This is a genomic window from Kitasatospora sp. NPDC085464 (assembly GCF_044541955.1).
In the GTDB taxonomy this organism is placed as follows: Bacteria; Actinomycetota; Actinomycetes; order Streptomycetales; family Streptomycetaceae; genus Kitasatospora.
In genome coordinates this window covers 75,281-101,431 of the sequence record NZ_JBITTM010000034.1, presented here as the reverse complement: position 1 = coordinate 101,431, position 26,151 = coordinate 75,281, and the positions used below count along the sequence as shown (strand labels likewise).

The following is a 26,151-nucleotide window of genomic DNA, read 5'->3' as shown; positions in this document are numbered from 1 at the left end:
TGGTTGCTACTCCCTCAGTGGATGGGGGTGCCGCTCTCGTGCTGCGGGGCCCGGACGAACGGTGCGGGGTGCGCGGGGTGCGCCGGCTGCTGCGGGTGCGGGTGCGGGTGCGGCAGGTGCTGAGCGTGCTGCGGGTGCTGAGCGGTCGGCGCGGGCAGGGCGGGCTGAGCGTGCTGAGCGGGTTGCGGGGCCCGGGGGTCGCGGGCGTGGCGCGGGCGGCGCTTCTCCAGGAGGACCCTCGGGTCTGCGGCCGGGCCGCCCGTGACGGTGAGGGTGGCGGTGGGCCGGGTGCGGCGGCGGCGTACGGTGTCCCCGGCCAGGATCAGGAGCGGCAGCAGGGTCAGAGCCAGGGCGATCCAGGCCCAGGTGCGCATCGCGACGTGGTCGTAGCCGGTGAAGTAGGAGGCGGTGATCGCGCCGCCGAACACCAGTGTCCAGAACAGGTGGAAGCGGAAGGTGCCGAGGCGGTCGGTGCTGGCCGAGCGGCCCTTCGGCGTCACCTCGAAACGGCTGCGGCGGCGCACCAGTGCCTGCAGCAGCGAGGCCGCGTAGATCGGTCCGCAGAGCGCCGACATCACCATTCCGGCGACCCCGGACGAGCCGGCCGGCTCGTGCGGGCTCACGTTGTGCTTGCGGTTCCAGGTGTAGAGCAGGAGTTGGAGGGCGGCGGCGTCGCTGTAGAGCATCATCCAGATCTCGGAGGAGACGTGGACGCCCGAGGCGCCGAAGCCCAGGTAGAGCACGCTGGACAGGCCGCCGAGCAGCCAGGTGAGCGCGGCCATCGGGTAGAAGAGCACCATCAGCGAGTAGTTGAGCAGCCGGCCCGGTGAGAGCTGCCAGAGCACCCGCCAGTACTGGGTGAGCAGGGTCTCGTAGGTGCCCCGGCTCCAGCGGAGCTGCTGGGAGAAGAAGTCGGTCCAGGAGGAGGGGCCTTCGCCGACGGCGAGCACGTCCGGGGTGTACACGGACTTCCAGCGCTCTCCGGTCTCCGGGTTACGGCTCCGGTGGAACTCCAGACCGGTCGCCATGTCCTCGGTGATGGAGTCGTACAACCCGCCGATCGACTGGAGTGCGCGGATTCTGACGGCGTTGTTGGTTCCGACGAACATGGGCGCGCCGTAACGGTTTCCGGCGCGCTGGATGAGGGCGTGGAAGAGGTACTGCTGGCTCTCGGAGAATTTGGTGACGGCGGAGCCCGAGCTGCGGTAGTTCCCGTACACCTGGGGGCCCACCACGAATGCCACGTCGGGGTCGCGGAAGTAGCCGAGCATGCGCTCGCAGAAGTCCGGCAGCGGAACGTGGTCGGTGTCGACGGCCACCCAGAAGTCGTAGTCGTCGCCGTGCGCCTGGAGCCAGGCGTTGTAGTTGCCGTGCTTGCTCCTGGCACGGAACCGGCCCTCGGGGCGGTTCCAGTGCGGCCGGCCTGCCCGGGTGAAGTGGCGGACGCCCAGCTCGGCGCAGAGCTCCCGCATTGCAGAATCGTTTCCCTCGTCCAACAGCCAGACGTCGTAGGGGCCGTCGTGCCGCACGGCGCGGGCGGCGGCCAGCGTGGCCCGGACCATCTCGGGCGGCTCCTTGCCCGGCACGCAGGCGGTGAGGAAGGCGACCCGGGTGCCCCGTTCCGGGGTCACGGGGATCGGATCGCGGGCGACGAGGGTGGCGTGGGCGTTGGAGACCACGTTGACCAGCCGGAACACCTCGACCACGGCGATGATCCCGATCATCACCTTGTCGCCGAGCAGCACCAGGACGTTCGTCTCGTCCAGCCGCTCCGGCCAGTGCTCCGGCAGCAGGAGCCAGATCAGCAGCACCGCCTCCACGACGGGGGCGGCCGCCAGCAGCAGGGCGGCCCGGATCCGGTGCGGCTCGCGGCGCAACAGGCTCCGGTAGCGGACGCGGTAGGGCGCGCGGTACGGGTCGACGGAGGACCCGGGCTGCGAAGCGCCTGCCGCGGGCGGGGCCGCCGGGCCGCCCAGGGGGGTTGTCGCGGGGCCGGGGTCGGGGCTGGCGTCGGGGGTGCGGCCGGGGCCGGCGCTGGGGATGTGGCCGGGGACGGGGGCGGGGTGGGCCGGCTCGGGGCAGTAGATCCCGCCGCCGAGGTCGTCGTCGTTCGGATCGTGTGCCGGGCCGGCGAGGCGGCTGAAGTGGCCGTAGTCGTACGGGGCTTCGGGTATGGGTAACTCGCTCAGGGCGGCCCCGTCGAGCTGCCCGGTGCCTCGCCCCCGGGCCGTTCCGATGCCCTTTCGTCGCGAGAACGGCGTGGTCATAGCTGCTCCCCCCGGAGTTCACCTTGCGGTACTGCTCGGCCTCGTCGTGGAGTCGTCGTCCAGACAGAACACGGCCCGGTGAACTGCGGCCTTTCCAGGCAGTTCACCGGGCTGTTCGGCACATGAAGTGTGCGACTGGTTCAGTTGTGCGCCTGCACGGTGACTTCGAATGCGGGACCCGGCGAAACTCCCGGCTTCCCCTCCGGGCGCTCAGATCCGCTAGGTGGTCAACTCTCCCGGAGCGTCACGGTGATTGCAACCGTTCCGAGAAATGATCACCACCCAGGCATGAAGACCCAGTGGTTCCGGGCCGATCTCGCCGCCGGAGGTGATATGGATACGAATTCCTTCCGAGGGCGAGCCCCGTGGCGCGTCGGAGTGGGCGACGGGGTCATCCGGGCGGCAGCAGGGCGGCTCCGGTCGCCGCCCGGACCTCCTCGAACCCGACGCCCGGCGCCGTCTCCACCACGCGCAGCCCCTCCGGGGTCACGTCGATCACCGCGAGATCGGTGACGATCCGGTCCACGACTCCTCGACCCGTCGCGGGGAGCGACAGCTCGTCGACGATCTTCGGCGAGCCGTCCCTGGCGGTGTGCTCCATCACGACGATCAGCCGACGGGCCCCGTGCACCAGGTCCATCGCACCGCCCATGCCCTTGACCGTCTTGCCGGGGATCATCCAGTTCGCGAGGTCACCGGCGGCCGACACCTGCATCGCACCGAGCACCGAGACGTCGATCCGGCCCGCCCGGATCATGCCGAAGGAGAGGGCGGAGTCGAAGTACGAGGCCCCGGGGGCGACCGTCACGGTCTCCTTCCCGGCGTTGATCAGGTCGGCGTGCTCGGCGCCCTGCTCCGGGTACGGGCCGACACCGAGGATCCCGTTCTCGGAGTGCAGCACCACCTCGACGCCCGGCGGGAGGTGGTCGGGGATCAGGGTGGGCAGGCCGATGCCCAGATTCACGTACTGCCCGTCGCCCAACTCCCGTGCGGCGCGGGCGGCCAGGGCGTTGCGCCGGTCGAGGCCGGTGGCAGTGGTGGTGGTGGCGGTGGCGGCAGCGGTCGTCGCGGCGCCGTCCCCGCGGCCGCTACTGGAGGCGGGGCCGGCGCCGGTGCCGGGGCCGGGCAGGGTGCTGCTCGGGGCGGACATCGGCTCAGGCCTCCTGGAGTGCGGGGCGGACGGTCCGGCGCTCGATGCGGCGGTCCTCGGGGTCGGCGGCCACCACCCGGTCGACGTACACCCCGGGCAGGTGCACGGCGTCCGGCGGCAGCTCGCCCGGCTCGACGATCCGGTCCGCCTCGACCAGGGTGATCCGGCCCGCCGCCGCGCAGAGCGGGTTGAAGTTGCGGGCGGCCGCGTGGAACACGCAGTTGCCGTGCCGGTCCGCCGTCTCGGCGCGGACCAGCGCGAAGGACGCCGTGATCGCCTCTTCCAGCAGGTACCGGCGGCCGCCGAACTCCCGGACCTCCTTGGGCGGCGAGGCCACGGCCACCGAACCGTCCGCCGCGTAGCGCCACGGCAGCCCGCCCTCCTCGACCTGGGTGCCGACCCCGGCCGGGGTGAAGAACGCCGGGATGCCGGCGCCGCCCGCCCGGAGCCGTTCGGCCAGCGTGCCCTGCGGGGTCAGCTCCACCTCCAGCTCGCCGGAGAGGTACTGCCGGGCGAACTCCTTGTTCTCCCCGACGTACGACGCGGTCATCCGGGCGATCCGGCCCGCCCGCAGCAGCCGGCCGAGCCCCCATTCGTCCACCCCGCAGTTGTTCGAGACCACGCGCAGCCCGGTCGGGCCGGCGTCCACCAGCGCACCGATCAGGGTGCTCGGGATGCCGCAGAGGCCGAAGCCGCCGACGGCCAGCACGGCGCCGTCGGGGATGTCCCCGACGGCGTCGGCGGGAGAGTCCAGGACCTTGTCCAAGGGATCACCTCGTGAGGGAGCGGATGGAAGGGGGAGGGGAGAAGCGGGCGCGGGCCCGGCCCGCTCCCTTCCCGGGGCCGTCCCGGCTCGCAGGCGCCCCTCTCCACCGTCACCGCCCACGGGTCGGCGCAGCGATGGCGGCCACCACCATGGGTGGGTGCGGACCCGTGTCGGCGGGCCACACCCGCGCGCCCCGGAGGCGTTGCCGGACCGGCGGTATGTCGACCAGGTCCACATCCCGCCGGGCCGATGCATCGCCCGGCCACATGTCGCCGCTCCCACCGCACACCTACGGTTCCGGCATCCACCCCGCCGCACCTCAGGAGTCGGTCACCATGCGCAGTACGACAGCCCCCACCGGGACCGCCTCCGGCGTCGGCCCGGGCGATTCCCTGACCGGCGGACCGGCCCGGAAGCTCGCCGTCCTCGCGGCGGGCGTCCTGCTCGCCGCGGGCTGTGCCAAGGCCGGTACCGCCGGGACGGGCGCGGCGGGCGGCGGTGGCAAGGGCCCGGTCAAGGTGGGCCTGGTGTACTCCAGGACCGGACCGTTGGCGGCCTACGGCAAGCAGTACCTGGAGGGATTCAAGGCCGGCCTGAGCTACGCGACCAAGGGCACCGGAGCGGTCGACGGGCACAAGATCGAGTTCGAGGAGCAGGACGACGCGGGCGACCCGGCCAAGGCGGTGTCCGCCGCCAAGGACCTGATCGGCAAGGGCTACAAGGTGCTGGCCGGCTCCACCGCCTCCGGCGTGGCCCTCCAGGTCGGCCCGATCGCCGCCCAGAACAAGGTGCTCTTCATCAGCGGCCCGGCCGCCGCCGACAAGGTCACCGGTCTGAACACGTACACCTTCCGTTCCGGCCGCCAGTCCTACCAGGACATCAGGACCGCGGCCTCGTTCGTGGGCGATGCCAAGGGCAAGAAGGTCACCGTGCTCGCCCAGGACAACGCCTTCGGGCAGGCCAACGTGGCCGCCGTCAAGGCGGTGCTCGGCGCCGAGGGGGCGACGGTCGACCAGGTGCTCGCCCCGCCGAGCGCCACCGACCTCACGCCCTTCGCCACCCAGGCCAGGACCGCCAAACCCGACCTGCTGTTCGTCGCCTGGGCCGGTGACACCGCCTCGGCCCTGTGGACGGCGCTCAACCAGCAGGACGTGTTCACCGACACCAAGGTCGTCACCGGTCTCGACCTGGCGGCCTCCTACCCGCTGTTCGGACCGGCCGGCGAGAAGATCTCCTTCCTGAACCACTACTTCGGTGGTGCCGCGGGCACCCCGGTCGAGAAGGCCATGGACGAGGCCGTCACCGCTGCCGGTGGGAAGACCGACATCTTCACCCCTGACGGCTTCACCGCGGCCCAGATGATCGTGCACGCCGTCGAGGCCGCCCACGGCTCCGCCGACGACACGTCGGCCCTGGTCAAGGCGCTGGAGGGTTGGAGCTTCGACGGGGTGAAGGGCAGGACCACGGTCCGCGCCGAGGACCACGCCCTCCTCCAGCCGATGTTCCAGGTCCGGCTGACCGGCACCGGGTCCGCTGCCAAGCCCTCGGTGGAGAAGGTGCTGACCGCGGACGAGGTGGCGCCGCCGGTCGCCCCGATGGCGGGCTGATCCCGATGCCCGCCCGTACCGCCGCCGCTCCTGCCGCGTCGGCCGTGTGCTCCTCCTCTCCGGTGCTGGGACTGGACGGGCTCGGTTGGTCCGTCCGCGGGGTGCCCATCGTCGAGGACGTCTCCTTCTCTGTCGGCGAAGGCGAGTTCATCGCCTTCATCGGGCCCAACGGCGCCGGCAAGACCTCCCTCTTCAACCTGATCTCCGGCATCCACCCGGCCACCCGCGGCAGGCTCCGGCTCGACGGCGCCGACGTCACGGCCGAGAGCGTGCACGCGCGGGCTCGCCGGGGGCTCGGCCGCACCTTCCAGACCTCCTCCCTCTGGCCGGGCATGACGGTTGCCGACCATGTCCGGTTGGCCGCACAGGCGGCCGCCGGTCCGCGCGCCTCGTACCGGCTCTGGCGCCGGGCCGACCGCTACGAGGAGCAGTTGGCCGACACCCTGCACCGCACCGAGCTCACCGATCGCGCCGACACCCTGGCCGGCGCGCTCTCGCACGGGGAGAAGCGCAAGCTGGAGCTGGCCGTCCTGCTGGTCTCCGACCCGCGGCTGATCCTGCTGGACGAGCCGATGGCCGGCGTGAGCGCGGAGGAGGTACCGGCCCTCACCGAGCTGATCCGTTCCGTGCACCGCGACCTGGGCCGGACGGTCCTGATGGTCGAGCACCACATGGACGTCCTGCTCGGTCTGGCCGACCGGCTCGCGGTGATGCACCACGGCACCCTGCTCGCCCTGGACACCCCCGAGGCCGTGATGGCCGATCCGACGGTGCAACAGGCCTACCTGGGCGAGGCGTTGTGACCTCCTCTCCGCTCTCCTCGCCGCAGTCGTCCGCTTCTTCTCAGCCGTCCTCCTCGTTGTCGTCGGTTGCCGAACCCCTCCTCTCCGTCCGTGACCTGCGGGTGGTCGTCGAAGGGCTGCACATCCTGCACGGTGTCGACCTCGACGTGGCTCCCACCGGGGTCACCGCGCTCCTCGGCCGCAACGGTGCGGGCAAGACCACCACCGTCAAGGCCGTCATGGGCCTGGTGCCGCGTACGGGCAGCATCCGCCTCGGCGGTGCCGAACTCTCCTCCCTTCCCACACATCTGGTCGTTCGCCATGGCATCGGGTACGCGCCCGAGGACCGGGGGGTCTTCGCCGGTCTGACGGTCGCCGAGAACCTCCGCCTCGCCGAGCGCGGGGCCCCGGGCGGGGAGAGTGTCGCCGAGCCGAACTACCCGCTCGTCCACGAGCTCTTCCCCGAACTGAAGCACCGCGCCGGACAGTTGGCCGGGACGCTCTCCGGTGGCCAGCAGCAGATGGTGGCGATCGGCCGGACGCTGCTCAACCGCAACCGGTTGATCATCGCCGACGAGCCCACCAAGGGCCTGGCGCCCAGGATCGTCGCCGAGGTGGCCGAGGTCCTGGCGCGTGCAGCCGAGGCCGTGCCCGTCCTCCTCGTCGAGCAGAACCTCGCCCTCGTCCGCCGACTGGCCGGTACCTGCGCCGTCCTGGCCGACGGCCGCACCGCCCACCGCGGGGACACCGCCGAGCTGTTGGCGGACGAGGAAGCCGCCCGCCGCCTGCTCGGCGTCGGCTCCCGCCACCCGCTCGCCGGCGGGTCCCGGCCCGCGGCCTCCCCGGCCGCTCCTGCCGTCACCGCGGAGGTGAAGCCCTGATGGACACCGTCGTCCTCCTTTCCTGTACCGGGCTCGGTCTCGGTGCGCTGTACTTCCTGGTCGCCTCCGGTCTGTCGCTGATCTTCGGTCTGATGGACGTGCTCAACTTCGCGCACGGCGCCCTGCTCTCCATCGGCGCGTACGCCACCTGGTGGGCGGGCGCCGAGGCCGGTCTCTCCTTCTGGCTCGCGGTGCCGTTCGGCACCCTGGTCGGGACGGCCGCCGCCGTCCTGCTGGAGCTCTTCCTGATCCGGCCGCTCTACAGCCGCCCGCGCGATCAGATCCTCGCCACCGTCGGGGTCGGGCTCGCCGTACCCGCCCTGCTCATGGGGATCTGGGGCGCGGACGCCCGCCCCTTCCCCCAGCCGGCCCTGCTGTCCGGCACCTGGCACGTGCTCGGTGCGACCGTCCCGGTCAACCGCTTCGTGCTGGTGGCTGCCGCCGCGCTGCTGTTGCTCGCTCTTCGGTTGTTCCTCGCCCGCACCCGCTACGGGCTGGTCGTCCGGGCCGGCGTCGAGGACCGGGCGATGGTCACGGCGCTCGGCATCGACGTCCGGAGGGCGTTCACCCTCGTCTTCGCCCTCGGCGGGGCGGCCGCCGCGCTCGGCGGCGCCCTCGGCGGTCTCTACTTCGGTTCGGTCAATCCCGGCCAGGGGACCGGTCTGCTCATCTTCGCCTTCGTCGTCGTGGTCATGGGGGGCATGGGATCCGTGACCGGGGCCGCCGCCGCCTCGGTGGGCGTCGGCCTCGTCCAGCAGTTCGCCAACTACTACACCGGCGCCGGGCTCGGCGACCTCTCGGTCGTCGTCCTGCTCGCCGCACTGCTTCTGGTCCGACCCCGTGGACTCACCGGGAGGCTCGCGTGACCGCCGAAACTCCGATCACGAGCACCGGTGGCCCCGCGGTCCACCGCAGCGCCGCCCCGGCAGGGGGGACTGACACCGGCCTTCCCGCGACTCACGGGGAACACACACGCGAGTCCGCCATGATCACTCGAACAGGTGATTCATTCACTCATCGCTGGACAGTGCTGCACAGAGCGCTACGCTGGTGGCCGATCGCCCTGCTGATCACGCTCCTTGTCGCCCCATACAGTGCGCTTCCCGTCCCGGGACTGCTCGACGGCCCACTCGGCAGCCCGGGAAGCCTCCAACTCCTCGCCCTGTGCCTGCTCTACGGGGCCCTCGCCACCGGCTACGACCTCCTGCTCGGCCGTACCGGACTGCTCTCCTTCGGCCACGCGCTCTACTTCGCGACCGGCCTCTACGCCACCGATCTCGGCATGCTGGAGCTGCAACTGCCGTTCGCCGCCGCCGCGGTGTTCGGTGTCGCCTGCACCGTGCTGCTGGCCCTGCTGCTCGGCTCGGTGAGCCTGCGCGTCACCGGCATCGGCTTCTCCATGGTCACCCTCGCCTTCGCCCAGGCCGGCTCCATCCTCGTCCAGCGGAACCCCGGTGGCGTCACCGGCGGCGAGGAGGGCCGGTCCGCCCCGGCCGACCTGCTGCCCTCCGGCCTGCTCGGGATCGAGAACACCGCCACCCTGTACTGGATCACCGTCGGCTACCTGGTGCTGACGGTCGCCGCGGTCCACTGGGCCGTCAACTCGCCGATCGGGCGGGTCTGGGAGGGCATCAGGGAGAACGAGCGCCGGGTCGAGGTGCTCGGACTGCGCCCCTACGGCTACAAGTTGGTCGCCTTCGTGCTGGCCGGCGCGCTCGCCGGGCTGGGCGGGGTGGTCTACCTGCTGCTGACCGGCGGCGCCACCCCGCAGGCCGCCTCCTCGGACGCCACGCTCGCCCTCCTGGTCATGGTCGTCCTCGGTGGGTCCGGCACCCGCTGGGGCCCACTGCTCGGCGGTGTCCTGTACACCTGGGCGAGCCACCGGCTCGGCGACCTCGCCAACTCCACGGCCGTCGCGGACCTGCCCGCGGCGCTGCGGGTGCCGCTCTCCCAGCCCCTGTTCCTGCTCGGTGCGTTGTTCGTCGCCGTGGTCTACCTGCTGCCCGGCGGCCTGGCCGGACTGCCCGCCCGCATCCACGCCGCCCGATCCGCCCGCTCCGCCCGGACGCCGGCCGACGTCCGGACCGCCCGCCCCACCGGAGGTGCCCCCGCGTGAGCCAGTCACCACTGAAGCCCGAGGAGTCGACCGTTCCCGTGCCCGGCGGGGACCTGACCGTCCTGCGCTGGCCCGCCGTCGAACCGGGGGCGCCGACGGTCGTGGCGGTGCACGGCATCACCGCCAACGGCCTCGCCTGGTTCGAGGTCGCCCGCAGGATCGCCGGACGCGTCACCCTGGTCGCGCCCGACCTGCGGGGCCGTGGCGCCAGCCGCTCGGTCTCCGGACCGTACGGACTGGCCCGGCACGCCGATGACGTGGCCGCACTGATCACCGCCCTCGACACGGGGCCCGCCGTGGTCGTCGGCCACTCGATGGGCGCCTGGGTCGCCGCCCTGGCCGCCGTGCGGCACCCCGGACTCGTCCGCCGGGTCCTGCTGGTGGACGGCGCGGTGACGTTCCCGCTGCCGGAGGGCGTTCGCGAGGAGGACGCTCTGGCCGCGGTGCTCGGGCCCGCACTGGCCCGGCTGTCGATGACCTTCCCCGACCAGGAGGCCTACCGGGAGTTCTGGCGCCGGCACCCGGCCTTCGGAGGCGCGTGGTCGGAGGGGATCGACGCCTACACCCAGCGCGACCTCGTCGGCGCGGTGCCCGAACTGCGCTCCTCCTGCGTGCTGGAGGCCGTGCAGGCCGACGGCGCCCAGGTGCTCCTGGACCGGGAGGCGGCTGCCGCCGTGCACCGGCTGCCCTGCCTGGCCGAACTGCTCTGGGCGGAACGCGGACTGCTCGACGAGCCGCAGGGCCTCTACGACCACCAACGGATCGGGCTGGCCGGGCTGGACCCGGAGCGGGTTCCGGCCTCGCCGGTGCCGGGCTCCAACCACTACTCGATCCTCTGGGGCGAGGCCGGGGCCGACCGGATCGTCCGCAGCCTGCTCGCGGACGCCCCAACCGCAGGGTAGCCACCCGCTCGACCGGACCGGGGCGGACCGGGGCGACAGCGGCCGGCGGGGTCAGGACACCCGCCGGCCGCCGTCGCCCCCGGCGGCCCCGTTCCCGGCGGTCCACCCTCCTGGTGGTGCTGCCCCCAGCGGTGCTGTTCCCCGCCGGCACCCCGCGGTGCGTCAGCCGGCCGTGCCGAGGAAGGTCTCCCAGCCGCCCGCCGGCGCCTGGCCGACGTTGAGCGAGCGCAGCTTGCGCAGGGTGGACTGGTCCTGCACCTCCAGCCACTCGACCAGCTGCTTGAAGGAGACCAGCCGGACGTCCGGCTTGCCGGCGATCGACTTGAGCGTCTGCTCGACGGCGTCCATGTAGATGCCGCCGTTCCACTGCTCGAAGTGGTTGCCGATGAAGAACGGTGCGCGGTTGCTGTTGTACGCGCGCTCGAAGCCCGCCAGGTAGGAGCCGGCCGCCTGGGTGCGCCAGTCGTTGTAGCTGGCCGGGTCGCCCTTGGTGCTGCCCTTGGACTGGTTGGCCAGGATGTTGTAGTCCATCGACAGGACCTGGAAGGTGTGCCCGGGGAACGGTATGGACTGCAGCGGGAAGTCCCAGACCTTGCCGTCCTGCACCTTCTGCGGCCATATCTGGAGGCCGCCCGACGAGCTGGCGTCGTACTTCCAGCCGAGCTTGGCGATGGTCGGCAGCAGCGCCTTCTGCCCCTCCAGGCACGGAGTGCGGCCGCCGATGAGCTCCTTCTTGTAGTCGAAGGGGAGCGGCTCGACGTCGGTGAAGCCGGTGTTGGTCCGCCACTGGGTGACGAAGCCGATGGCTTGGTCGATCTCGCTCTGCCAGTCCTCCGGGGTCCACATGTTGACCCCGTTCTTGTCCGGGCGGCTGGAGCAGAAGTGCCCGTTGAAGTGGGTGCCGATCTCGTGCCCGGCCAGCCAGGCCTGGCTGATGAGCTTGAGCGTGCTCTTGACCGCGCCGTCCGACAGGTACGGGATGTCCGAGGCCCCGACCGAGTGCTTCGGCGGGTGGTACAGGTCGGCCTTGCCCTTGGGCAGGGCGTAGATCCCGGAGAGGAAGAAGGTCATCGTGGCCTTGTACTGCTCCGCCAGCTTCAGGAAGCGGGGGAACTGGCCGTCCTCGGTGCCGCCGGCACCGTCCCAGGAGAAGACCACGAACTGCGGCGGCCGCTCGCCCGGCTTGAGCTTCTCGGGCTTGGGCTGGTTGGGCTGCGGGCCGGTGTCCGCATTGGAGCCGTCGCCGATCGGGGTGCCCTTGGGCACCACCGGCTGGGCCTGACCGCCGGCGCCGCCGTCCTGGGCGCCACTCGCGCCGCCGGAGCCGGGCGAGGCGGAGCCCTGACCCGACCCGGATCCGCCGCTGGAGCAGGCCGAGACCGCGCCGAGGGCCGCGGTCGCAGCGGTCGCACTGAGCACCGTCCTGCGCGAGATGCTGGTCATGGTCTCCCCTGGGTACCGATACCGGTGGTGAGGGCGGTCCGCGGCCGCACCGGTCAAATCGGGCAATTGATGATTATTCCGCCGCTAGCATGTCATGTCGCCGCAACGGCCTCCAAGGCCGCCGGGCTCCGACGACTCTCAACACGTCGGGTGCGTCCGGCCGGGCTGCAGGGATCCGGTATCTGTTACCGTCCTGTGACGCTTCGCATTCCTCGCGGCCCGCGCAGTACGGTACCGCCGGTCCGTCCGGGGTTGGTGGCGGTTCGTCAGCGTTCGGCCCGTTTGATCGCCCTTTTGGGGAAATTTTTGCCCCTTGATGGGCAGTGCGCCCCCAGGGCAGTAGTTCCAACGCGGACAGCGCCCCGCGGAGGTCGCAGGTCGGAGGTCGCCCCGCTGAGGTCGGCGGCCGGAGCGGCGGCGAGGTCGGCGGCCGAGGGCATGGGCCGAGGTCGGCAGGGGCGGCGAGGGCCGGCCGCCCCGGATGGGCCGATCAGAGCGCGGCGAGCCGCCGGTTGCGGCGCACGATCCGCGCGATCGCGGTGCTGATGGCGGTGGCCGCCGCGCAGGAGACCACGAGGCTCAGCCAGGCGGTGTTGAACCAGTGGCTGTTCAGCCAGCCCAGCGTGACGATGTAGGCGGCCCAGATCAGTGCGGCCAGCGCCGACCAGTGCAGGAAGCGGTGCGGATGGGCGGGGGAGTGGCCGATCGCCACGTCGAGGACGGTCCGGCCGGCCGGGACGAACCGCGCGATCACCACCATCGCGGCGGCCGCGCCGTGCGGGCGTTCGACCAGGGCGTCCTGGACCCGGGCCACGCTGGCCGCCAGTTTGGGGCGCCGGGCGAGCCGGCGGTGCAGCATCGGGGCGCCCCGCCGTGCCAGGTGGAGCAACAGCAGATCACCCAGGAAGGAGGCCACCGCCACGCCCAGGCCGAGCATCAGCGGGGCCCCGTTGATCTGTGCCGTCTTGAGCACGGCCAGGATGACCAGCGTCCCGCTGGGGATGAAGGGGAGGAGGGCGTCGCCGAGCACGGCGAACAGAGCCAGGGCGCAGATCCACGAGGATCCGATCGCCGCCACGAAGTTCAAGGCCCTTACTCCCTCCACGCCGCCCGAGCGAGCAGGTGGCTGTAGGGGTCAACGCTAGCGCCTCGACTTTTCATGGCATGAAGCACCCCGGTATGCCGCAGATCACGACCGCCGGTTCCGGCCGCTCCGCAGCGTGCCGGGCCGTGCGCACCGGGCGGGGCGGAGGACGAGCCTCCGTCGGGGAAGGCTGCCGTCGTCGCCGCCAGGAACCGAACGAGCCCCCGGGGCGGGGTGCCGCGCCGAGGGCTCGCAGTGATCGTCCGGAACTGGTCCAGCCCGACGATCTTGCTGGTGGAGCGCGGATCCCGCTCAGCGACCCGCTCCTGATCACCAGCCTGCCGGATGTCGGCCGCCGTCGCGAGCCCTGACCCTGGCGACTTCCGGCGCTGGCGTGAAGTCGCCAACCGTGTCCGTGCGCTGGCTCTCCGTCAGTCGCACGAGTGGTCGGCGGCCCCCGGAGGAATGGCCGAAACGTGTTCGGACCGGGGGCGAACGGTGCCCCGACCACGGGAACAGCGAGCCGCCCGCCGTGGTTGACCCCGGTCGGCAACAGCGACCGTCGGGCCGTCCGGGACCGGCACGTCGCCACACGGAGGACGGCTCACTTCAGCCAGGAGGGCGGACGGCATGACCAGCGAGGACCAGCAGGAGCACAGGACCGGGCCGGCGGCCGGCGCGGCGATCCGGGGCACCGCCCGCGGCACGGCGCCCGCTCCGCTCTCGATCCTCGACCTGGCGACCGTCGGCGTCGGCCACACGCCCGCCGAGGCGCTGGCGGCCACCACGACGCTGGCCCGCAAGGCCGAGCAGTGGGGCTACCACCGGTTCTGGGTCGCGGAGCACCACGGCATGCCCGGCGTGGCCAGCTCGACCCCGGCCGTCCTGCTCGCCCACCTCGGGGCGAACACCACGACGCTCCGGCTCGGTTCGGGCGGCGTGATGCTCCCCAACCACGCCCCGCTGGCCATCGCCGAGCAGTTCGGCCTGCTGGAGGCCCTGCACCCCGGCCGGATCGACCTCGGGCTCGGCCGCGCCCCCGGCACCGACCCGGCCACCGCCCGCGCGCTGCGCCGCGGTCAGGCCGAGGGAGCGGACGACTTCCCCCAGCAGCTCGCCGAGCTGACCCACTTCCTCGACGGCGACTTCCCCGCCGGGCACCCGTACGCCCAGCTCACCGCCGTCCCCCGGGGTGAGGGCCGCCCGCCGGTCTGGCTGCTCGGGTCCTCCGGGTTCAGCGCCCGACTCGCGGGCCGCCTCGGCCTCCCGTTCGCCTTCGCCCACCACTTCAGCAGCGCCAACACCCTCCCGGCCCTGGACCTCTACCGGTCGTCCTTCCGCCCCTCCGCCGTGCTCACCGAGCCGTACGCCCTGATCGGCGTGAGCGCGGTCGCCGCCGACGACGAGCCCTCGGCCCGCCGGCTGGCCCGCTCCGCCGCGCTCGGCATGCTCCGCCTGCGGCGCGGCAACCCCGGCCCGATCCCCACCCCGGAGGAGGCCGAGCAGTACCCGTACAGCCCGGCCGAGGCGGACTTCATCGACAGCTGGCTCGACAACGTCGTGCTCGGCGACCCGGGCCGGGTCGCCGACGGGCTGGAGGCCCTGCGCAAGCGGACCGGGGTGGACGAGCTGATGGTCACCTCGCACATCCACGGCCACGAGGCCCGCCTCCGCTCCTACGGCCTGATCGCCGAGGCGTACGGCCTGACGGCAGACGCCTGACGGCAGACGCCTGACGGCAGGAGCCGCCTGACAGCAGGGGCCCGACCGCCGCTGTGCACGCCTGACCGCCCCGGGCGGCGGCCACCCCGGGCGGCGGCTGCCCGCCGCCCCGCCTCCGCGTCCCGCTGCCGCTACCGCCCGTCCAGGGCGGGGCGGCCGTCGCGGAGTATGGCCGCGACCAGCGCGGCCTCGCCCGGTCGGGCGAAGTACCAGCCCTGGGCGGTGTCGCAGCCGGTCAGCCGCAGCCGCTCGGCCTGGGCCGCGCTCTCGATGCCCTCGGCGGTGACGGTCAGCCCGAGGGTGTGGGCCAGCTGCACCATCGCACCGACGATCTGCTCGTCGGCGTCGCTGCGGCGGGTGCCGAGCTCGGGGAGGCCGGGGCGGTCGGCGGGGGCCGGGTCGCGGAAGCCCTCGATGAAGGTGCCGTCCAGCTTCAGCACGTGGACGGGGAGCCTGGAGAGGTAGGCCAGGTTGGAGTAGCCCGTGCCGAAGTCGTCGATGGCGATCCGCACGCCCATGTCCGCGAGGGCCTGGAGGGCCTGCAGAGGACGTCCGCCGGGGCCGAGCAGGGCGCTCTCGGTGATCTCCAGCTGGAGCAGCCGGGCGGGCAGGCCGGTGCGTTCGAGGGCGCGGGCGACATCGGCGACGACGTCGGAGTCCCAGATCTGGCGGGCGGCCAGGTTGACGCTCACGAAGGTCTCGGTGTCCGGGAACTCGGTGAGCCACTGGCGGGCCTGGCGGCAGGACTCCTCCAGCACCCACTTCCCGAGCGGCACGATCGCGCCGGACTCCTCGGCGAGCGGGATGAAGCGGTCCGGGGAGAGCGTCCCGTAGCGGGGGTGGCGCCAGCGGACCAGGGCCTCGGCTCCGTGCACGGCGCCGTCGGCCAGGCCGACCAGCGGCTGGTACTCGATGGTGAACTCGCCGCGTTCCAGGGCCGGCCGCAGCGCGGTGGCGAGCAGCTGGCGGGTGAGCTGGTGGGCGCCGCGGTCCGGGTCGTAGAGGGTCCAGCGGGCGCGGCCGTCGGCCTTGGACCAGTAGAGGGTGGCGTCGGCGTCCTTGACCAGGTCGGTCGGGGTGGTCTCGTGCACGGACCGTTCGACCACGCCCACGCTGGCGGTGATCACCAGCCGGTGCCCGGCGACGTCGAAAGGACGTTCCAGCACCTCCAGGATCCGGCCGGCCAGCTCGGTCAGCTGCTCGCTGCCCAGGCTGTCGGTGACCAGGACGGCGAACTCGTCGCCGCCCATCCGGGCGACCAGGTGGGTGTCGTACCCGTCGAACCCGCGCCGCAGCCGGGTGGCGACGGCGATCAGCAGCTGGTCGCCGATGTGGTGGCCGAGGGCCTCGTTGATCGCCGCGAAGCCGTCGAGGTCCAGGTAGCAGACGCCGACCCGGCGGCCTTCGTCGGCGGTCGTGCCCGGAGCGGGCTCCTCGGCGGCCGTGACGCAGGCGGCGTCGAGCCGTTCGAAGAAGTAGGCCCGGTTGGGCAGCCGGGTCAGCGGGTCGTGCAGGGCCTGGTACTCCAGGCGGTCGCCGAGCCGGCGCTGTTCGGAGATGTCCTCCACCAGCGCGAGGGTGTAGAGCGGCTCCCCGGCGCCGTCCCGGATCAGCGAGACGGTGACCTTGCTCCAGACGTCGTGGCCCTCGCGGTGCTTGAGCTGCTTCTCCACGCGGAACCGTTCCCGCTCCCCGTGGACGAGCTCGGAGAACAGCCTGGCAGGCATGCCCTCCGGGTCGATGATCTCGTGCAGGTGGGTGCGGACCAGGTCGCCGACGCCCCGTCCGATCAGGGTGGCGAAGGCGGGGTTGACCTCGATGATCCGGTCCTCGGGGTCGATCAGGGCCATCCCGATGACCGCGTCGCAGAAGGCCGCCCGGAACCGGGACTCGCTGGCCCGCAGTGCGGCCAGCAGCCGGTCGCCGCCGTCCGCCCGGTCGGCCCCGTCGGCCCCGGCGCGGTGGGTGCCGTCGGTGAGCGGGGCCGAGCAGGTGGGGCAGAGCAGCACCTCGGGTTCCTCCAGCGTCCCGCAGGCACCGGGCGGGGCGAGCGCTCCGGTGGACGGCCTGGCGCCGGATCCTGCGGCCGGCCCTCCCACCGGCCCTCCCGCAGGCCCCACTGCGGGCCCGGTCGCGGCTCCGGCGACGGGTCCGACCCCTGCGACGGGTCCGACAGCGGCGCCGGGGACCGGCGCGGCGGCCGGGTCGAGGAACGGCGCGGCGAGGCGGCGGTGGTGTGGTGATTCCTCGTGCCGCACGCCCGGGTGGTGTGCGTCGGCCCCCTCGTTCTGGCCCGGCACGGCATGCTCCCGTCCGCTGCTGACGCTTGACGATGGTCAGGCCGGTCAGTCGGGATTCCGGCGGCCGGCTCCGCACTCTGTCGCGGTCCTCGGAGTCGGTCCGCTGCGGGGCGCCCGCCGTGGGGCGCTGTCGCACGGGGACCCGCGTGAAGAACAGGGCGCTTCGGCCGATCATAGGCCGCGACGGCAACGCGCGGTGACCGCCGCGAGGGTGATTCGCCCGCTTTGTGATCATGGGTGGCGGTACGTGCAGATGCCCCTGGTGCACATCACATGATGTGCACCAGGGGCGCGTGCGCCGAAGTCGCGCCCCCGGGCGCCGGTTGCGCGCCGGGGTGGCACCTGGGGCGGACGAGCGGACGAAACGGCGGAGGAAGCCGCCGGTCCGTCAGCCGCCGGTCCGTCAGCCGCCGGGCCGTCAGGCCAGCTTCGCCGTCAGGGTGATGGTGGTGCCGGTCAGGGCCTGGCTGACCGGGCAGTTGGCCTTGGCGTCCTCCGCGGCCTTGACGAAGCCCGCCTCGTCCAGGCCCGGCACGTCGCCGCTGACGGTCAGGTGGATGCCGGTGATGCCCTCACCCGGCTGGAAGGTGACGTCGGCCTGGGTGTCCAGCGTGCGGGGCGGGTTCCCGGCGTTGGCCAGGCCGTGCGAGAGGGCCATCGAGAAGCAGGCCGAGTGGGCGGCCGCGATGAGCTCCTCCGGGCTGGTCATGCCGTTGGGCTGCTCGGCGCGGGCCGGCCAGGACACCGGGTACGTGCCGATCCCGGACGAGACGAAGGTCGTCTGGCCCTTTCCTTGGAGGAGGTTGCCCTCCCAGGCCGTACGAGCGGTGCGAGTGGTTGCCACGATCGGTACCTCCACTACAGGGGACTGCTCAGCGGTCACTTCCGGTCATGCACGCACCAGCCTACGGGCAGCCCGGTGCCCGGCCCGGCGTGTCACGCCGCGTCGGCAGGGCCGGGCGGCGCCGGTCGCCGGGGGCGCTCCGGGAGTCCGGACGGCTGTCCGGATCGTGGACGGATCCGCTCAGCGGTGCCTGGCGTGAGCGGGGGCCCTGTTAGATTTGCCCGGGCCCGAGCCCGGCCGCCGTACGGTCGGGCGCCCACCCAGACACCGGGAGCCGCCCCGATGACGGACCACTCCACGACCCCCGACGCCGGCCTGTCCGAGGGGATCGACGACGCCGTACGGGCTGAGCTGACCAGCCTGCGCGAGAGCATCGACAACATCGACGCCGCGGTGGTCCACATGCTGGCCGAGCGCTTCAAGGCGACCCAGCGGGTCGGCCGGCTCAAGGCCGAGCACAAGCTGCCGCCGGCCGATCCGGCACGCGAGCGCGACCAGATCAAGCGACTCCGCGAGCTGGCCGCCGGCGCGAAGCTGGACCCGGTCTTCGCTGAGAAGTTCCTGAACTTCATCATCGCCGAGGTCATCCGGCACCACGAGGCCATCGCCCGCGCCTGAAGGGGGAACTGCGGCTCCTGAGGGGGAGAACCGCAGGAAGGAGGGGCCCCGGGGGCGCCGCCGGCATCCGTCCGCGGCCCGCGCAGGGCGGGACGGAGGCGCCCCGGGATGTCGGTGACGGCTAAATGCCCGATTTCGCCAGGCTCCGCGGTTGGCGTACCGTGCAGGTTCCCCGGCCGGAGAGGTGGAGCAGCGACGATGGCGGTGAACCTGCCCGATACGCCCAGCGGAGCCCCCGGCGATTCCGCCGCCCAGGACGCCCCGCACACCCACGGGGTGTCCGGCGGCCGTGCCGAGGCGCGCCGCAGGGCCCGTGGCTCGCGCGGGCGCCGGGGCACCCGTCCGGGTGGCGGTGACGGGACGGGCCGCTCGGGCCGCCGTCCCCGCCCGTGGTGGATCGAGCTGCCGGCGATGATCGTGGTCGGCCTGGCGGTCGCGCTGCTGATCAAGACCTGCCTGTTCCAGGTGTTCTCCATCCCGTCCGGCTCGATGGAGAACACCCTGCGGATCGGCGACCGGGTCGGCGTGAACAAGCTGGCGCCGCTGACCGGCTGGGAGCCGCAGCCGGGGCAGCCGGTGGTGTTCAAGGACCCGGGTGGCTGGCTGCCGCCCCAGCCCACCGACCCGAACCCGCTCACCGACGGTGTGAGCTCGGCGCTCAGCTTCGTCGGGCTGGTGCCGCCGAAGGACGACAACTACCTGGTCAAGCGGGTCATCGCGACCGGCGGCCAGACCGTCCAGTGCGAGGGGACCACCCTGAGCGTCGACGGACGGAAGGTGGACGAGCCGTACCTGCACCCGGGCGACGACTCCTGCGCGGGCCTGGACTTCGGTCCGGTGAAGGTGCCGTCGGGCTACGTCTGGGTCGAGGGCGACCACCGCAGCGACTCGGCCGACTCCCGCTACCACCAGCGCGGCCCCGGCGGCGGCGCCGTGCCGGTGAGCAACGTGGTCGGGCCGGTGTCGGCCGTCGTCTGGCCGATCAACCACTTCGACTGGTTCGGCTGGACCGGCCGCTGAGCCCACGCTCGGCGGTGACCCTGTCGGCCCGCGTTCGGCGGTGAGCCCGCTGACCCCACGCTCGGCGGTGACCCTGTCGGCCCGCGTTCGGCGGTGAGCCCGCTGACCCCACGCTCGGCGGAGGGCCGGTCGGCCCCGCGTTCGGCGGCGGCCCCGTCGGTCTCATGCTCGGCGGCGACCCGCAGGCCCCGCCGGCGGGAGCCGGTGGCCGCCGCCGGTTCCTACGAAGCCGTCGCGGATCCCGTCCGAGCGGTCCTGGCCGCTCGGTCCTCCGGATCCGGGCCGGTGGCCGCCCCGGCCACGGCGGCAGTCGCGTCCGGTGTCACCGCCGCCTTCTCCTCCGCCCCGGGCGTGCTGACCTGCGCCGCGAAGGCCCCGGCCAGCACCAGCAGGCCGCCCGCGATCTGCGGCAGCCCCAGGTGTTCGCCGAGCAGCACCCAGGCAAGCACGGTGGCGACCACGGCCTCCAGGTTGGCCACCACCCCGGCGACCGGTGGCGAGAGGTACCCGACGGAGATCACGCCGGTCAGGTAGGCGAGCACGGTCGCGATCAGGACCATCCACACGGCCGGGACGAACGCGGGCAGGGTGTGCCCGTTCATCACCACGTCGCCGCCGAGCGGGCTCCAGTCGGCCTGCCAGGGCCGGGCGACGGCGGTGAGCAGGACGGCGCCGATGAGGAGCCCGTACGCGCTGACGGCCAACGGGTCGACCGGGCGCTCGCCCCGGCGGCCGGCGTCGGCGAGCACGAAGTAGCCGACCTGGCAGCAGGCGGCGCCGAGCGCGAACAGCACGCCGAGGGCGTCGAAGCTCAGGCCGTTCCAGACTTCGACCACGCAGGCCAGTCCGGCCACCGCGATGCCGGCGCCGATGGCGGAGCCCCGGCTGATCGGCCTGCGCTGCACGAACTTGACGTAGCCGATGAGCAGTGGCGGTCCGAGGTACTCGATGAGCAGGGCGACGCCGACCGGGATGCGGGAGATGGCTGCGAAGTAGCAGGCCTGGACGCCCGCCACGGCGAGCAGGCCGAAGCCGAGCAGCAGGCCGGGACGGCGCAGGACGGCGTCCCGGTGCCGGTAGGCGATCGGGAGGAGCGCCACGGCGGCGCCGGTGACCCGTAGCCACACCACGTGCAGTGGGGAGAGGCCGGCCTCGATCAGCGGCTTGGCCGCAGTGCCGGAGCCGCCGAAGGCGAAGGCGGAGACCAGCGCGAGACCGAGGCCGAGGGTTCGGCCCGAGGGGAGGGTGGGGGAGGCCGTTGATCTGTGCACCGCCGCATTGTGACAGTCATACCGATAGTTCGGTAAGGCGCCATTTCGGCATTTGGTCCTGCACTCAACTGTGCGCACTGGCGCAATCACCGAGTCGACCGATCGGGCCCGGTCGGCCGAGCCCGATCAGTCGATCACTCGCTTCCCCCGAGGTCAGCCCCCAGCAGGTCAGCCCCGAAGCCGGCCCCCCGGGACCGGCTGAGGTCAGCCCCCGGACCGCGACGAGGCCGCCGTGCCCGCCCCGACGAGCGCGTCCGTCCCGCCCGTGGGCTGGGTGGTCGGCTGCGAGGTCGGGTCCGTGGTCGGCTGCGTGGTCGGCGTCGGCCGGGTGGTGGGTCGTCCGGTCGGCCGGGTGGTGGGCTGACTGGTCGGCTGGTCGGTCGGGGGATCCGTCGGCGCCGTGGTGGCCCCGCCGGTTCCGTCCGACGGCGCCTTCGAGCCGGAGCCCGAGGGGGTGGGGCCGCTGGTCGGGCCGCCGGTGGGGGCGCCCGTCGACGGGGTGCCGCTCGGCGTGCTCGGCGCGGTCGGCAGGTCGTCGGCGCCCGAGTAGTCGTCGGCCGGGGTCGGGAAGTCGCTGACCGGCTGGCCCTTGAGCGCGGCCTTCATGTAGGCCGTCCAGATCTGCGCCGGGTACTGGCCGCCCGCCGCGCCGTCGATCCCGCCGACGCCGCTCAGGCTGACCTGGGCGCCGGTGCCCGGGTCCTGGCCGAACAGGGCGACCGAGGTGACCAGCTCGGGGGTGTAGCCGACGAACCAGACCGACTTCTGGTCGTCGGTGGTGCCGGTCTTGCCCGCCACCGGGCGACCCAGCCCCTTTGCTCGCCAGCCGGTGCCGCCCGGGTCGCTCACCACGCCCTGGAGCATCGAGGTGACCTGGTTGGCGGTGTCCGCGCTGATCGCCTGCGTGGTCTTGTGCGCGGGCAGCGGCACGGCCTCGCCCTCGCGGTCCACGGACTGCACCAGCCACGGGGTGATCTGCTTGCCGCCGTTGTCCAGGGTGGCGTACGCGCCGGCCATGTCGAGCACGCTCGGGGTGGCCGCGCCCAGCGGGATGGAGGGCACCGGGTCGAGGCCCGGGGTGTTGCCGGGCAGGCCCAGGGCGATGCCGGTGTCCTTGACCTTCTGCAGCCCGGTGTCCTGCGCGAGCTGCGCGAACGCCGAGTTGACCGACCAGTCGGTGGCCTGCTGCAGGGTGATCTGGCCGTAGCTCTTGTCGCCCTCGTTCGGCGGCGCGTACGGGGTGCCCTTGCCGCCGCGGACCTTCCGGCCGCTGGTGCCGTCGTAGACCGTGCGCGGGGTGACGGTGCGGCCGTCCTGGGTCTTGGCGTCGTTCTCGAAGGCGGCGGCCAGCGCGATCGCCTTGAAGGTCGAACCGGCCTGGTAGTCGCGCCGGGTCGCGTTGTCCACGTAGTGCTTCACGTAGTCGACGCCGCCGTACAGGGCGACGACCGCGCCGGTCTTCGGGTCCACCGAGACGGCGCCGGCCTGGGCGGAGGCGTCCTTCTTCCGCTTGTCCGGGTTCAGGGTGTCGCGCAGCTGCGCCTGGACGGAGTCCTGGAGGGCCTGCTGGCGGCCCGGGTCGATGCTCAGCTTGATCGTGTAGCCGCCCTTGGCCAGCTCGGTCTCGCTGATGACGTTGGTCGAGGTCAGGTACTGGGTGGCCGCGTCGACCAGGTAGCCGGCCTGGCCGGACAGGCCCGGGTTGGGCTGCGGGTCCCGGACGTCCGGGAAGGTGGTGGCGGCCCGCTCCTCGGCGGGGAGCCAGCCCTCCTTGACCATGCCGTCGAGCACGTAGTTCCAGCGGTTGACGGCGTTCTGCTTGCCCGCGGCCGTCGCGGTGGCCACGTCGTAGGCGCTCGGCGCGTTCAGCAGGGTGGCCAGGTAGGCGCCCTGCGCCGGGTTGAGCGCGGAGGCGTCGACGCCGAAGTAGGCCTGGGCCGCGGCCTGGATGCCGTAGGCGCCGCGGCCGTAGTAGGAGGTGTTCAGGTAGCCGGAGAGGACGTCGTCCTTGCTCTCGGTGGCGTCCACCTTGATGGCGATGAAGAGTTCCTTCACCTTGCGGGTGATCGACTGCTTCTGGTTCAGGTACGTGTTCTTCACGTACTGCTGGGTGATGGTGGACCCGCCCTGGGTGCCCTCGCCCTTGGCGGTGTTGACCGCGGCCCGGACCAGGCCCTGGATGTTGACCGCGCCCTCGTTGTAGAAGTTGCGGTCCTCGGCGGCCAGCGCGGCGTGCTGGGCGGCGGGGGAGACCTTGTCCAGGGTGACGTTCTGCCGGTTGGTCTGGCCGGTGCGGGTGATCACCGAGCCGTCCGAGTAGAGCCAGGTGTTGCTCTGCGCGGTCGCGGCGGCGTGCGCGTCCGGGACCTTCACCAGCGTGATCCCCAGCACGAACAGGCCGATGCCGAGCAGCAGCGCCGAGGCGAAGCCGAGCAGGGTCATCCGCCAGGTGGGTATCAGCCGGCGCCAGCCGGTGCGCTTCGGGCGACGCGGCTTCCCGCCGCCGGACCCGCCGGACCCACCGGACCCACCGGGTCCGCCGGAGAAGCCGGCCGCGCCGGTGGAGCGCACGAAGCGCTTGACCGGCCGGAGACTGATCGGCGGCGTGCGACGGCCGCTCTGGGCGTTTCGGGACAAAGCGCGGCCTTTCCTGCGGGCGGACCGAAGCAGCCTGCACGGGCGGGGGACATCGGCGGTCGGGGACCTTTGTCCCGATTCCGGTTTTACTGCCCTGACGAGCAGGACGGGCCTGATGGCTCCGTCGGGGCACCAATCGAGACCGACATCACACGCAAATCGGACTTCGAGGGCCAAAAAATCGGGGAGCCCCTCGCTGTTGCGAGAGGCTCCCCAACTGTCTGTGCGCCGCCAGGGACTCGAACCCCGGACCCGCTGATTAAGAGTCAGCTGCTCTAACCAACTGAGCTAGCGGCGCCTGCTGACCTGGAAAACAATACACGGTCCGGAGGGGTGCCTCGAACCGTTTCCGGTGGCAGTCGTCCGACCCGTCCGTTTCCTCCGGGTTGGGCCGGAGTTCGCCGCTGGTTAGGGTGGAACCGTGCCCAGCCCCCAGCCAGGACACCGTGCCGGGCGGACGACGGTCGCCGTCCTGCTGCTGCTCAGCGCCGTGGCGTACACCGCCTGGGTGCTGGAGGTCGTGCTGAGCACCGGTCTCGACCCGGTGCAGGCGTACGTCAGCGAACTCGCTGCCGAGGACCAGCCGCTGGGCGGCCTGTTCCGGGCCACCGACCTGGTCGCCGGGCTCTGCCTGCTCACCGCCGCCGGTACCGCCCTTGCGAGCGGACTCGCGAGCGGGACGGCCGAGGAGAAGGCCCCCGGGGAGACCACCGGACGGACGGCCGGGCGGGCCGCCGGGCGGACCGGGGGCTCCCGGCGCTGCCGCTGGGCGCTCGTCGGCTGGTCCGCCCTGGCCGTCTTCGGTGCCGCGACCGCTGCCGACTCCCGGCTGCCGCTCAGCTGCACCCCCACCAGCGACGAGATGTGCGCCGCCCGCGAGACCGCCGGGCTCGTCCCCGCCACCCACACCGCGCACGCCGTCACCAGCAGCCTCGCGGTGCTCGGCGCGCTCACCGCACTGGTCGCGCTCACCGTCGCCGCCCGTCGTCACGGCTGGTGGCCGCCGGTGGGCCGGATCGGGCCCTGGCTGCTGGGCGCCGAACTGCTCGCCACCGGCTGGAGCCTCGCCGCGATCGCCGCCTTCCAGGCCGGGCGCGGCACCTGGGCGCTCGGGGCCGGCCAGCGGCTGCAGGTGCTGCTGGTCGCGCTCTGGCCGGCCGTCCTGGCCGTGGGCGTCGCCCGGTCCGCCCGGCGGGACCGGCCGGAGCGGCACGACCCGGCCCGGCCGCTCCCGGAACGGAGGCCGGCATGACCGGACCCGGCGACCCCCGACAGCCTGGTGACCCCCGAACCCCCGGCGGCCCCGGCGGCCCCCGAACCCCTGGCGGCCCCGGCGGTCCGAGCGATCCCGGCGGCCCCGGCCGTCCGAGCGACCCCGGCACCCGGGCGCGCTTCCTGCGCATCGACGGCGTGCCGCTGCACGTCCGCACCGAAGGCAGCGGCCCGGTCTGTCTGCTCAGCGGCGGCCTCGGCAGCAGCTGGTTCGACTGGGACCTCGTCGTCCCGTTCCTCACCCCCTACCGCACCGTGGTCCGCTACGACCGCCCCGGCTACGGGTTGAGCGCCGGCGAGCCCGCCACCGGTCGGCCCGCTCCGACGGCGGCCGGCGAGGCCGGGCGGATCCTGGCGGTGCTGGACGGCCTCGGGCTGCAGGAGCCCTGCACCGTCGTCGGCCACTCGCTCGCCGGCTTCCACGTCGAGGCCTTCGCCCGGCTGCACCCCGCGCGGACCGCCGGGCTGGTCCTGGTCGACGGCAGCGTCGAACCGGCGGCCCGGCCGTACCCGGCGCCCGCCGCCCGCGACCTGGCGGCCCGGGCGGTGGCCGGCGCCGCCACCGCCCTCGCCGTGCCCTACCTGCTGGGCCCGACCGTCCGCCGGACGGTGGCCCGGCTGTCCACCGTCCGGCGCGAGGACCTCGCCCCGGAACCGCTGGTCCGGCACTGCTACCGCACCGGCCGGGCGCTGCGCGCGCTGCTGCGGGAGAACGCGCGCTACCTGGACACGGCGGCCGAGCTGGACGGGCTGCGCCGCACCCGGCCGCTGCCGGAGGGCCTGCCGATCACCGTGCTGGCCGCCGACGACGGCTGCCGGAACCGCCGGACCGAGGCCTGGCTGGCCGAGCAGCGGGAACTCGCGGCACTGCTCGGCGCCGACTTCCGCACCACGGCCCCGGCCGGGCACCTGGTGATGTTCGACCGCCCGGACGCGGTGGCCTCGGCCGTGCTCGACACCCGCTGACGTGCGGACCGGCACTCGACGGGAAGCCGCCCGACGGCCGGGGCACCGGCAAGAGGAATCGACCGGCGCCGAGGGGGCCGCCGGAGGGTCGGGCCCCGCCCCGGGCTCAGTCGCTGGAGTCGACCCGCCGGACCGCCTGCGGGATGGGCAGGTCCCGGGCCGGTTTCCGTACGGCGCGTCTGATCGGGGCGCCTGGCCGCCCGGGGTAGAGGCGGTGTTCCAGGCCGCTGACGCCGATCAGGGCGACCGCGTGGTGGAACTCGCCGGCCGGGGCCCGGAAGCGCCCGTGGTCCGGGTGGGCGCAGAGCAGTATCAGTTCCTCGGGGAGAGGACGGGAATCGGAAGGCGTCACGGGAACAGCCGTAACCCCACCGGGAAACGAATCAGGCCGCCCACCGAAGTGAGCGGCCTGAGACCTTGCCATGTGCGCCGCCAGGGACTCGAACCCCGGACCCGCTGATTAAGAGTCAGCTGCTCTAACCAACTGAGCTAGCGGCGCTTGC

Annotated in this window: 21 protein-coding genes and 2 tRNA genes; 11 read left to right on the top strand and 12 right to left on the bottom strand. The window is 73.2% G+C overall.

The features are described from left to right. Positions 1-14: 14 nt before the first annotated feature. The 3 genes from ACIGG8_RS28465 to ACIGG8_RS28455 all read right to left on the bottom strand — a co-directional run bounded on the left by ACIGG8_RS28465 (position 15) and on the right by ACIGG8_RS28455 (position 4,183). Positions 15-2,267 (bottom strand): glycosyltransferase family 2 protein, encoded by a 2,253-nt coding sequence (locus tag ACIGG8_RS28465; RefSeq protein WP_396551651.1) that lies wholly within the window; start codon positions 2,265-2,267, stop codon positions 15-17. Positions 2,268-2,658: 391 nt separating this feature from the next. Then, positions 2,659-3,417: a 3-oxoacid CoA-transferase subunit B gene (locus ACIGG8_RS28460; RefSeq protein WP_396551650.1), complete on the bottom strand. Its 759-nt coding sequence runs from the start codon at positions 3,415-3,417 to the stop codon at positions 2,659-2,661. Positions 3,418-3,421: 4 nt separating this feature from the next. Then, positions 3,422-4,183, bottom strand: a complete 762-nt coding sequence (locus ACIGG8_RS28455) for a CoA transferase subunit A (RefSeq protein ID WP_396551649.1) — start codon at positions 4,181-4,183, stop codon at positions 3,422-3,424. Positions 4,184-4,518: 335 nt separating this feature from the next. Here ACIGG8_RS28455 and ACIGG8_RS28450 point away from each other — a divergent pair, with 335 nt between their 5' ends. The 6 genes from ACIGG8_RS28450 (at position 4,519) to ACIGG8_RS28425 (ending at position 10,471) form a co-directional block, all read left to right on the top strand. Continuing rightward, positions 4,519-5,790, top strand: coding sequence for a substrate-binding domain-containing protein (locus tag ACIGG8_RS28450; RefSeq protein ID WP_396551648.1), 1,272 nt, complete (start codon positions 4,519-4,521; stop codon positions 5,788-5,790). A 5-nt stretch (positions 5,791-5,795) separates the two neighbouring features. Beyond that, positions 5,796-6,593 carry an ABC transporter ATP-binding protein gene (locus ACIGG8_RS28445; protein ID WP_396551647.1) on the top strand — a complete coding sequence of 266 codons (798 nt, stop codon included), beginning with the start codon at positions 5,796-5,798 and terminating at the stop codon, positions 6,591-6,593. A 56-nt stretch (positions 6,594-6,649) separates the two neighbouring features. After that, positions 6,650-7,453: an ABC transporter ATP-binding protein gene (locus tag ACIGG8_RS28440; RefSeq protein ID WP_396551669.1), complete on the top strand. Its 804-nt coding sequence runs from the start codon at positions 6,650-6,652 to the stop codon at positions 7,451-7,453. Next, on the top strand, positions 7,453-8,319 hold the full coding sequence (locus tag ACIGG8_RS28435; protein WP_396551646.1) for a branched-chain amino acid ABC transporter permease: 867 nt from the start codon (positions 7,453-7,455) through the stop codon (positions 8,317-8,319). Before ACIGG8_RS28440 ends, ACIGG8_RS28435 begins: the two co-directional genes overlap by 1 nt. A gap of 119 nt (positions 8,320-8,438) precedes the next feature. Next, positions 8,439-9,569, top strand: coding sequence for a branched-chain amino acid ABC transporter permease (locus ACIGG8_RS28430; protein ID WP_396551645.1), 1,131 nt, complete (start codon positions 8,439-8,441; stop codon positions 9,567-9,569). Further along, complete coding sequence (locus ACIGG8_RS28425; protein ID WP_396551644.1) at positions 9,566-10,471, top strand: alpha/beta fold hydrolase; 906 nt, start codon at positions 9,566-9,568, stop codon at positions 10,469-10,471. Before ACIGG8_RS28430 ends, ACIGG8_RS28425 begins: the two co-directional genes overlap by 4 nt. Before the next feature lie 162 nt (positions 10,472-10,633). Here ACIGG8_RS28425 and ACIGG8_RS28420 read toward each other — a convergent pair whose 3' ends face one another. Next, positions 10,634-11,914, bottom strand: a complete 1,281-nt coding sequence (locus ACIGG8_RS28420; RefSeq protein ID WP_396551643.1) for a hypothetical protein — start codon at positions 11,912-11,914, stop codon at positions 10,634-10,636. Between the two features lie 490 nt (positions 11,915-12,404). Next, positions 12,405-12,992, bottom strand: a complete 588-nt coding sequence (locus ACIGG8_RS28415; RefSeq protein ID WP_396551668.1) for a DedA family protein — start codon at positions 12,990-12,992, stop codon at positions 12,405-12,407. Positions 12,993-13,628: 636 nt separating this feature from the next. Between ACIGG8_RS28415 and ACIGG8_RS28410 the strand changes: the two genes are divergently transcribed. Next, entirely contained in the window at positions 13,629-14,720 is a 1,092-nt protein-coding gene (locus ACIGG8_RS28410) for an LLM class flavin-dependent oxidoreductase (protein ID WP_396551642.1), read from the top strand. A 131-nt stretch (positions 14,721-14,851) separates the two neighbouring features. On the opposite strand, the gene ACIGG8_RS28405 is transcribed toward ACIGG8_RS28410, so the two are convergent. Beyond that, complete coding sequence (locus ACIGG8_RS28405) at positions 14,852-16,729, bottom strand: putative bifunctional diguanylate cyclase/phosphodiesterase (protein ID WP_396551667.1); 1,878 nt, start codon at positions 16,727-16,729, stop codon at positions 14,852-14,854. 709 nt (positions 16,730-17,438) lie between these two features. Then, positions 17,439-17,864: an OsmC family protein gene (locus tag ACIGG8_RS28400; RefSeq protein ID WP_396551641.1), complete on the bottom strand. Its 426-nt coding sequence runs from the start codon at positions 17,862-17,864 to the stop codon at positions 17,439-17,441. A gap of 282 nt (positions 17,865-18,146) precedes the next feature. Here ACIGG8_RS28400 and ACIGG8_RS28395 point away from each other — a divergent pair, with 282 nt between their 5' ends. Both ACIGG8_RS28395 and lepB read left to right on the top strand, forming a co-directional pair. Continuing rightward, a complete protein-coding gene (locus tag ACIGG8_RS28395; protein WP_030060240.1) occupies positions 18,147-18,482 on the top strand; it encodes a chorismate mutase in 336 nt (111 codons plus the stop codon). Positions 18,483-18,680: 198 nt separating this feature from the next. Further along, a complete protein-coding gene (lepB, locus tag ACIGG8_RS28390) occupies positions 18,681-19,502 on the top strand; it encodes a signal peptidase I (RefSeq protein WP_350521883.1) in 822 nt (273 codons plus the stop codon). 221 nt (positions 19,503-19,723) lie between these two features. On the opposite strand, the gene ACIGG8_RS28385 is transcribed toward lepB, so the two are convergent. From ACIGG8_RS28385 to ACIGG8_RS28375, 3 genes are all read right to left on the bottom strand, one after another. Beyond that, entirely contained in the window at positions 19,724-20,773 is a 1,050-nt protein-coding gene (locus tag ACIGG8_RS28385; protein ID WP_396551640.1) for an EamA family transporter, read from the bottom strand. A 204-nt stretch (positions 20,774-20,977) separates the two neighbouring features. Beyond that, a complete protein-coding gene (locus ACIGG8_RS28380) occupies positions 20,978-23,410 on the bottom strand; it encodes a transglycosylase domain-containing protein (RefSeq protein WP_396551639.1) in 2,433 nt (810 codons plus the stop codon). A 224-nt stretch (positions 23,411-23,634) separates the two neighbouring features. Further along, a tRNA-Lys gene (locus ACIGG8_RS28375) sits at positions 23,635-23,708 on the bottom strand. A gap of 123 nt (positions 23,709-23,831) precedes the next feature. Here ACIGG8_RS28375 and ACIGG8_RS28370 point away from each other — a divergent pair. Then, entirely contained in the window at positions 23,832-24,662 is an 831-nt protein-coding gene (locus ACIGG8_RS28370; protein WP_396551638.1) for a DUF998 domain-containing protein, read from the top strand. Further along, positions 24,659-25,648 (top strand): alpha/beta fold hydrolase, encoded by a 990-nt coding sequence (locus ACIGG8_RS28365; RefSeq protein ID WP_396551637.1) that lies wholly within the window; start codon positions 24,659-24,661, stop codon positions 25,646-25,648. The genes ACIGG8_RS28370 and ACIGG8_RS28365 overlap by 4 nt, the downstream gene beginning before the upstream one ends. A gap of 106 nt (positions 25,649-25,754) precedes the next feature. Here the strand turns inward: ACIGG8_RS28365 and ACIGG8_RS28360 are convergent, their stop codons facing one another. Further along, complete coding sequence (locus tag ACIGG8_RS28360) at positions 25,755-26,000, bottom strand: hypothetical protein (protein ID WP_396551636.1); 246 nt, start codon at positions 25,998-26,000, stop codon at positions 25,755-25,757. A gap of 73 nt (positions 26,001-26,073) precedes the next feature. After that, positions 26,074-26,147 (bottom strand) — tRNA-Lys (locus ACIGG8_RS28355). Between the last annotated feature and the right edge of the window lie 4 nt (positions 26,148-26,151).

Coding starts and splice junctions, on each gene's coding strand:
- ACIGG8_RS28465 (WP_396551651.1), bottom strand. CDS start 2,267: ATGACCACGCCGTTCTCGCGACGAAAGGGCATCGGAACGGCCCGGGGG.
- ACIGG8_RS28450 (WP_396551648.1), top strand. CDS start 4,519: ATGCGCAGTACGACAGCCCCCACCGGGACCGCCTCCGGCGTCGGCCCG.
- ACIGG8_RS28410 (WP_396551642.1), top strand. CDS start 13,629: ATGACCAGCGAGGACCAGCAGGAGCACAGGACCGGGCCGGCGGCCGGC.
- ACIGG8_RS28445 (WP_396551647.1), top strand. CDS start 5,796: ATGCCCGCCCGTACCGCCGCCGCTCCTGCCGCGTCGGCCGTGTGCTCC.
- ACIGG8_RS28460 (WP_396551650.1), bottom strand. CDS start 3,417: ATGTCCGCCCCGAGCAGCACCCTGCCCGGCCCCGGCACCGGCGCCGGC.
- lepB (WP_350521883.1), top strand. CDS start 18,681: ATGGCGGTGAACCTGCCCGATACGCCCAGCGGAGCCCCCGGCGATTCC.
- ACIGG8_RS28420 (WP_396551643.1), bottom strand. CDS start 11,914: ATGACCAGCATCTCGCGCAGGACGGTGCTCAGTGCGACCGCTGCGACC.
- ACIGG8_RS28365 (WP_396551637.1), top strand. CDS start 24,659: ATGACCGGACCCGGCGACCCCCGACAGCCTGGTGACCCCCGAACCCCC.
- ACIGG8_RS28395 (WP_030060240.1), top strand. CDS start 18,147: ATGACGGACCACTCCACGACCCCCGACGCCGGCCTGTCCGAGGGGATC.
- ACIGG8_RS28435 (WP_396551646.1), top strand. CDS start 7,453: ATGGACACCGTCGTCCTCCTTTCCTGTACCGGGCTCGGTCTCGGTGCG.
- ACIGG8_RS28430 (WP_396551645.1), top strand. CDS start 8,439: ATGATCACTCGAACAGGTGATTCATTCACTCATCGCTGGACAGTGCTG.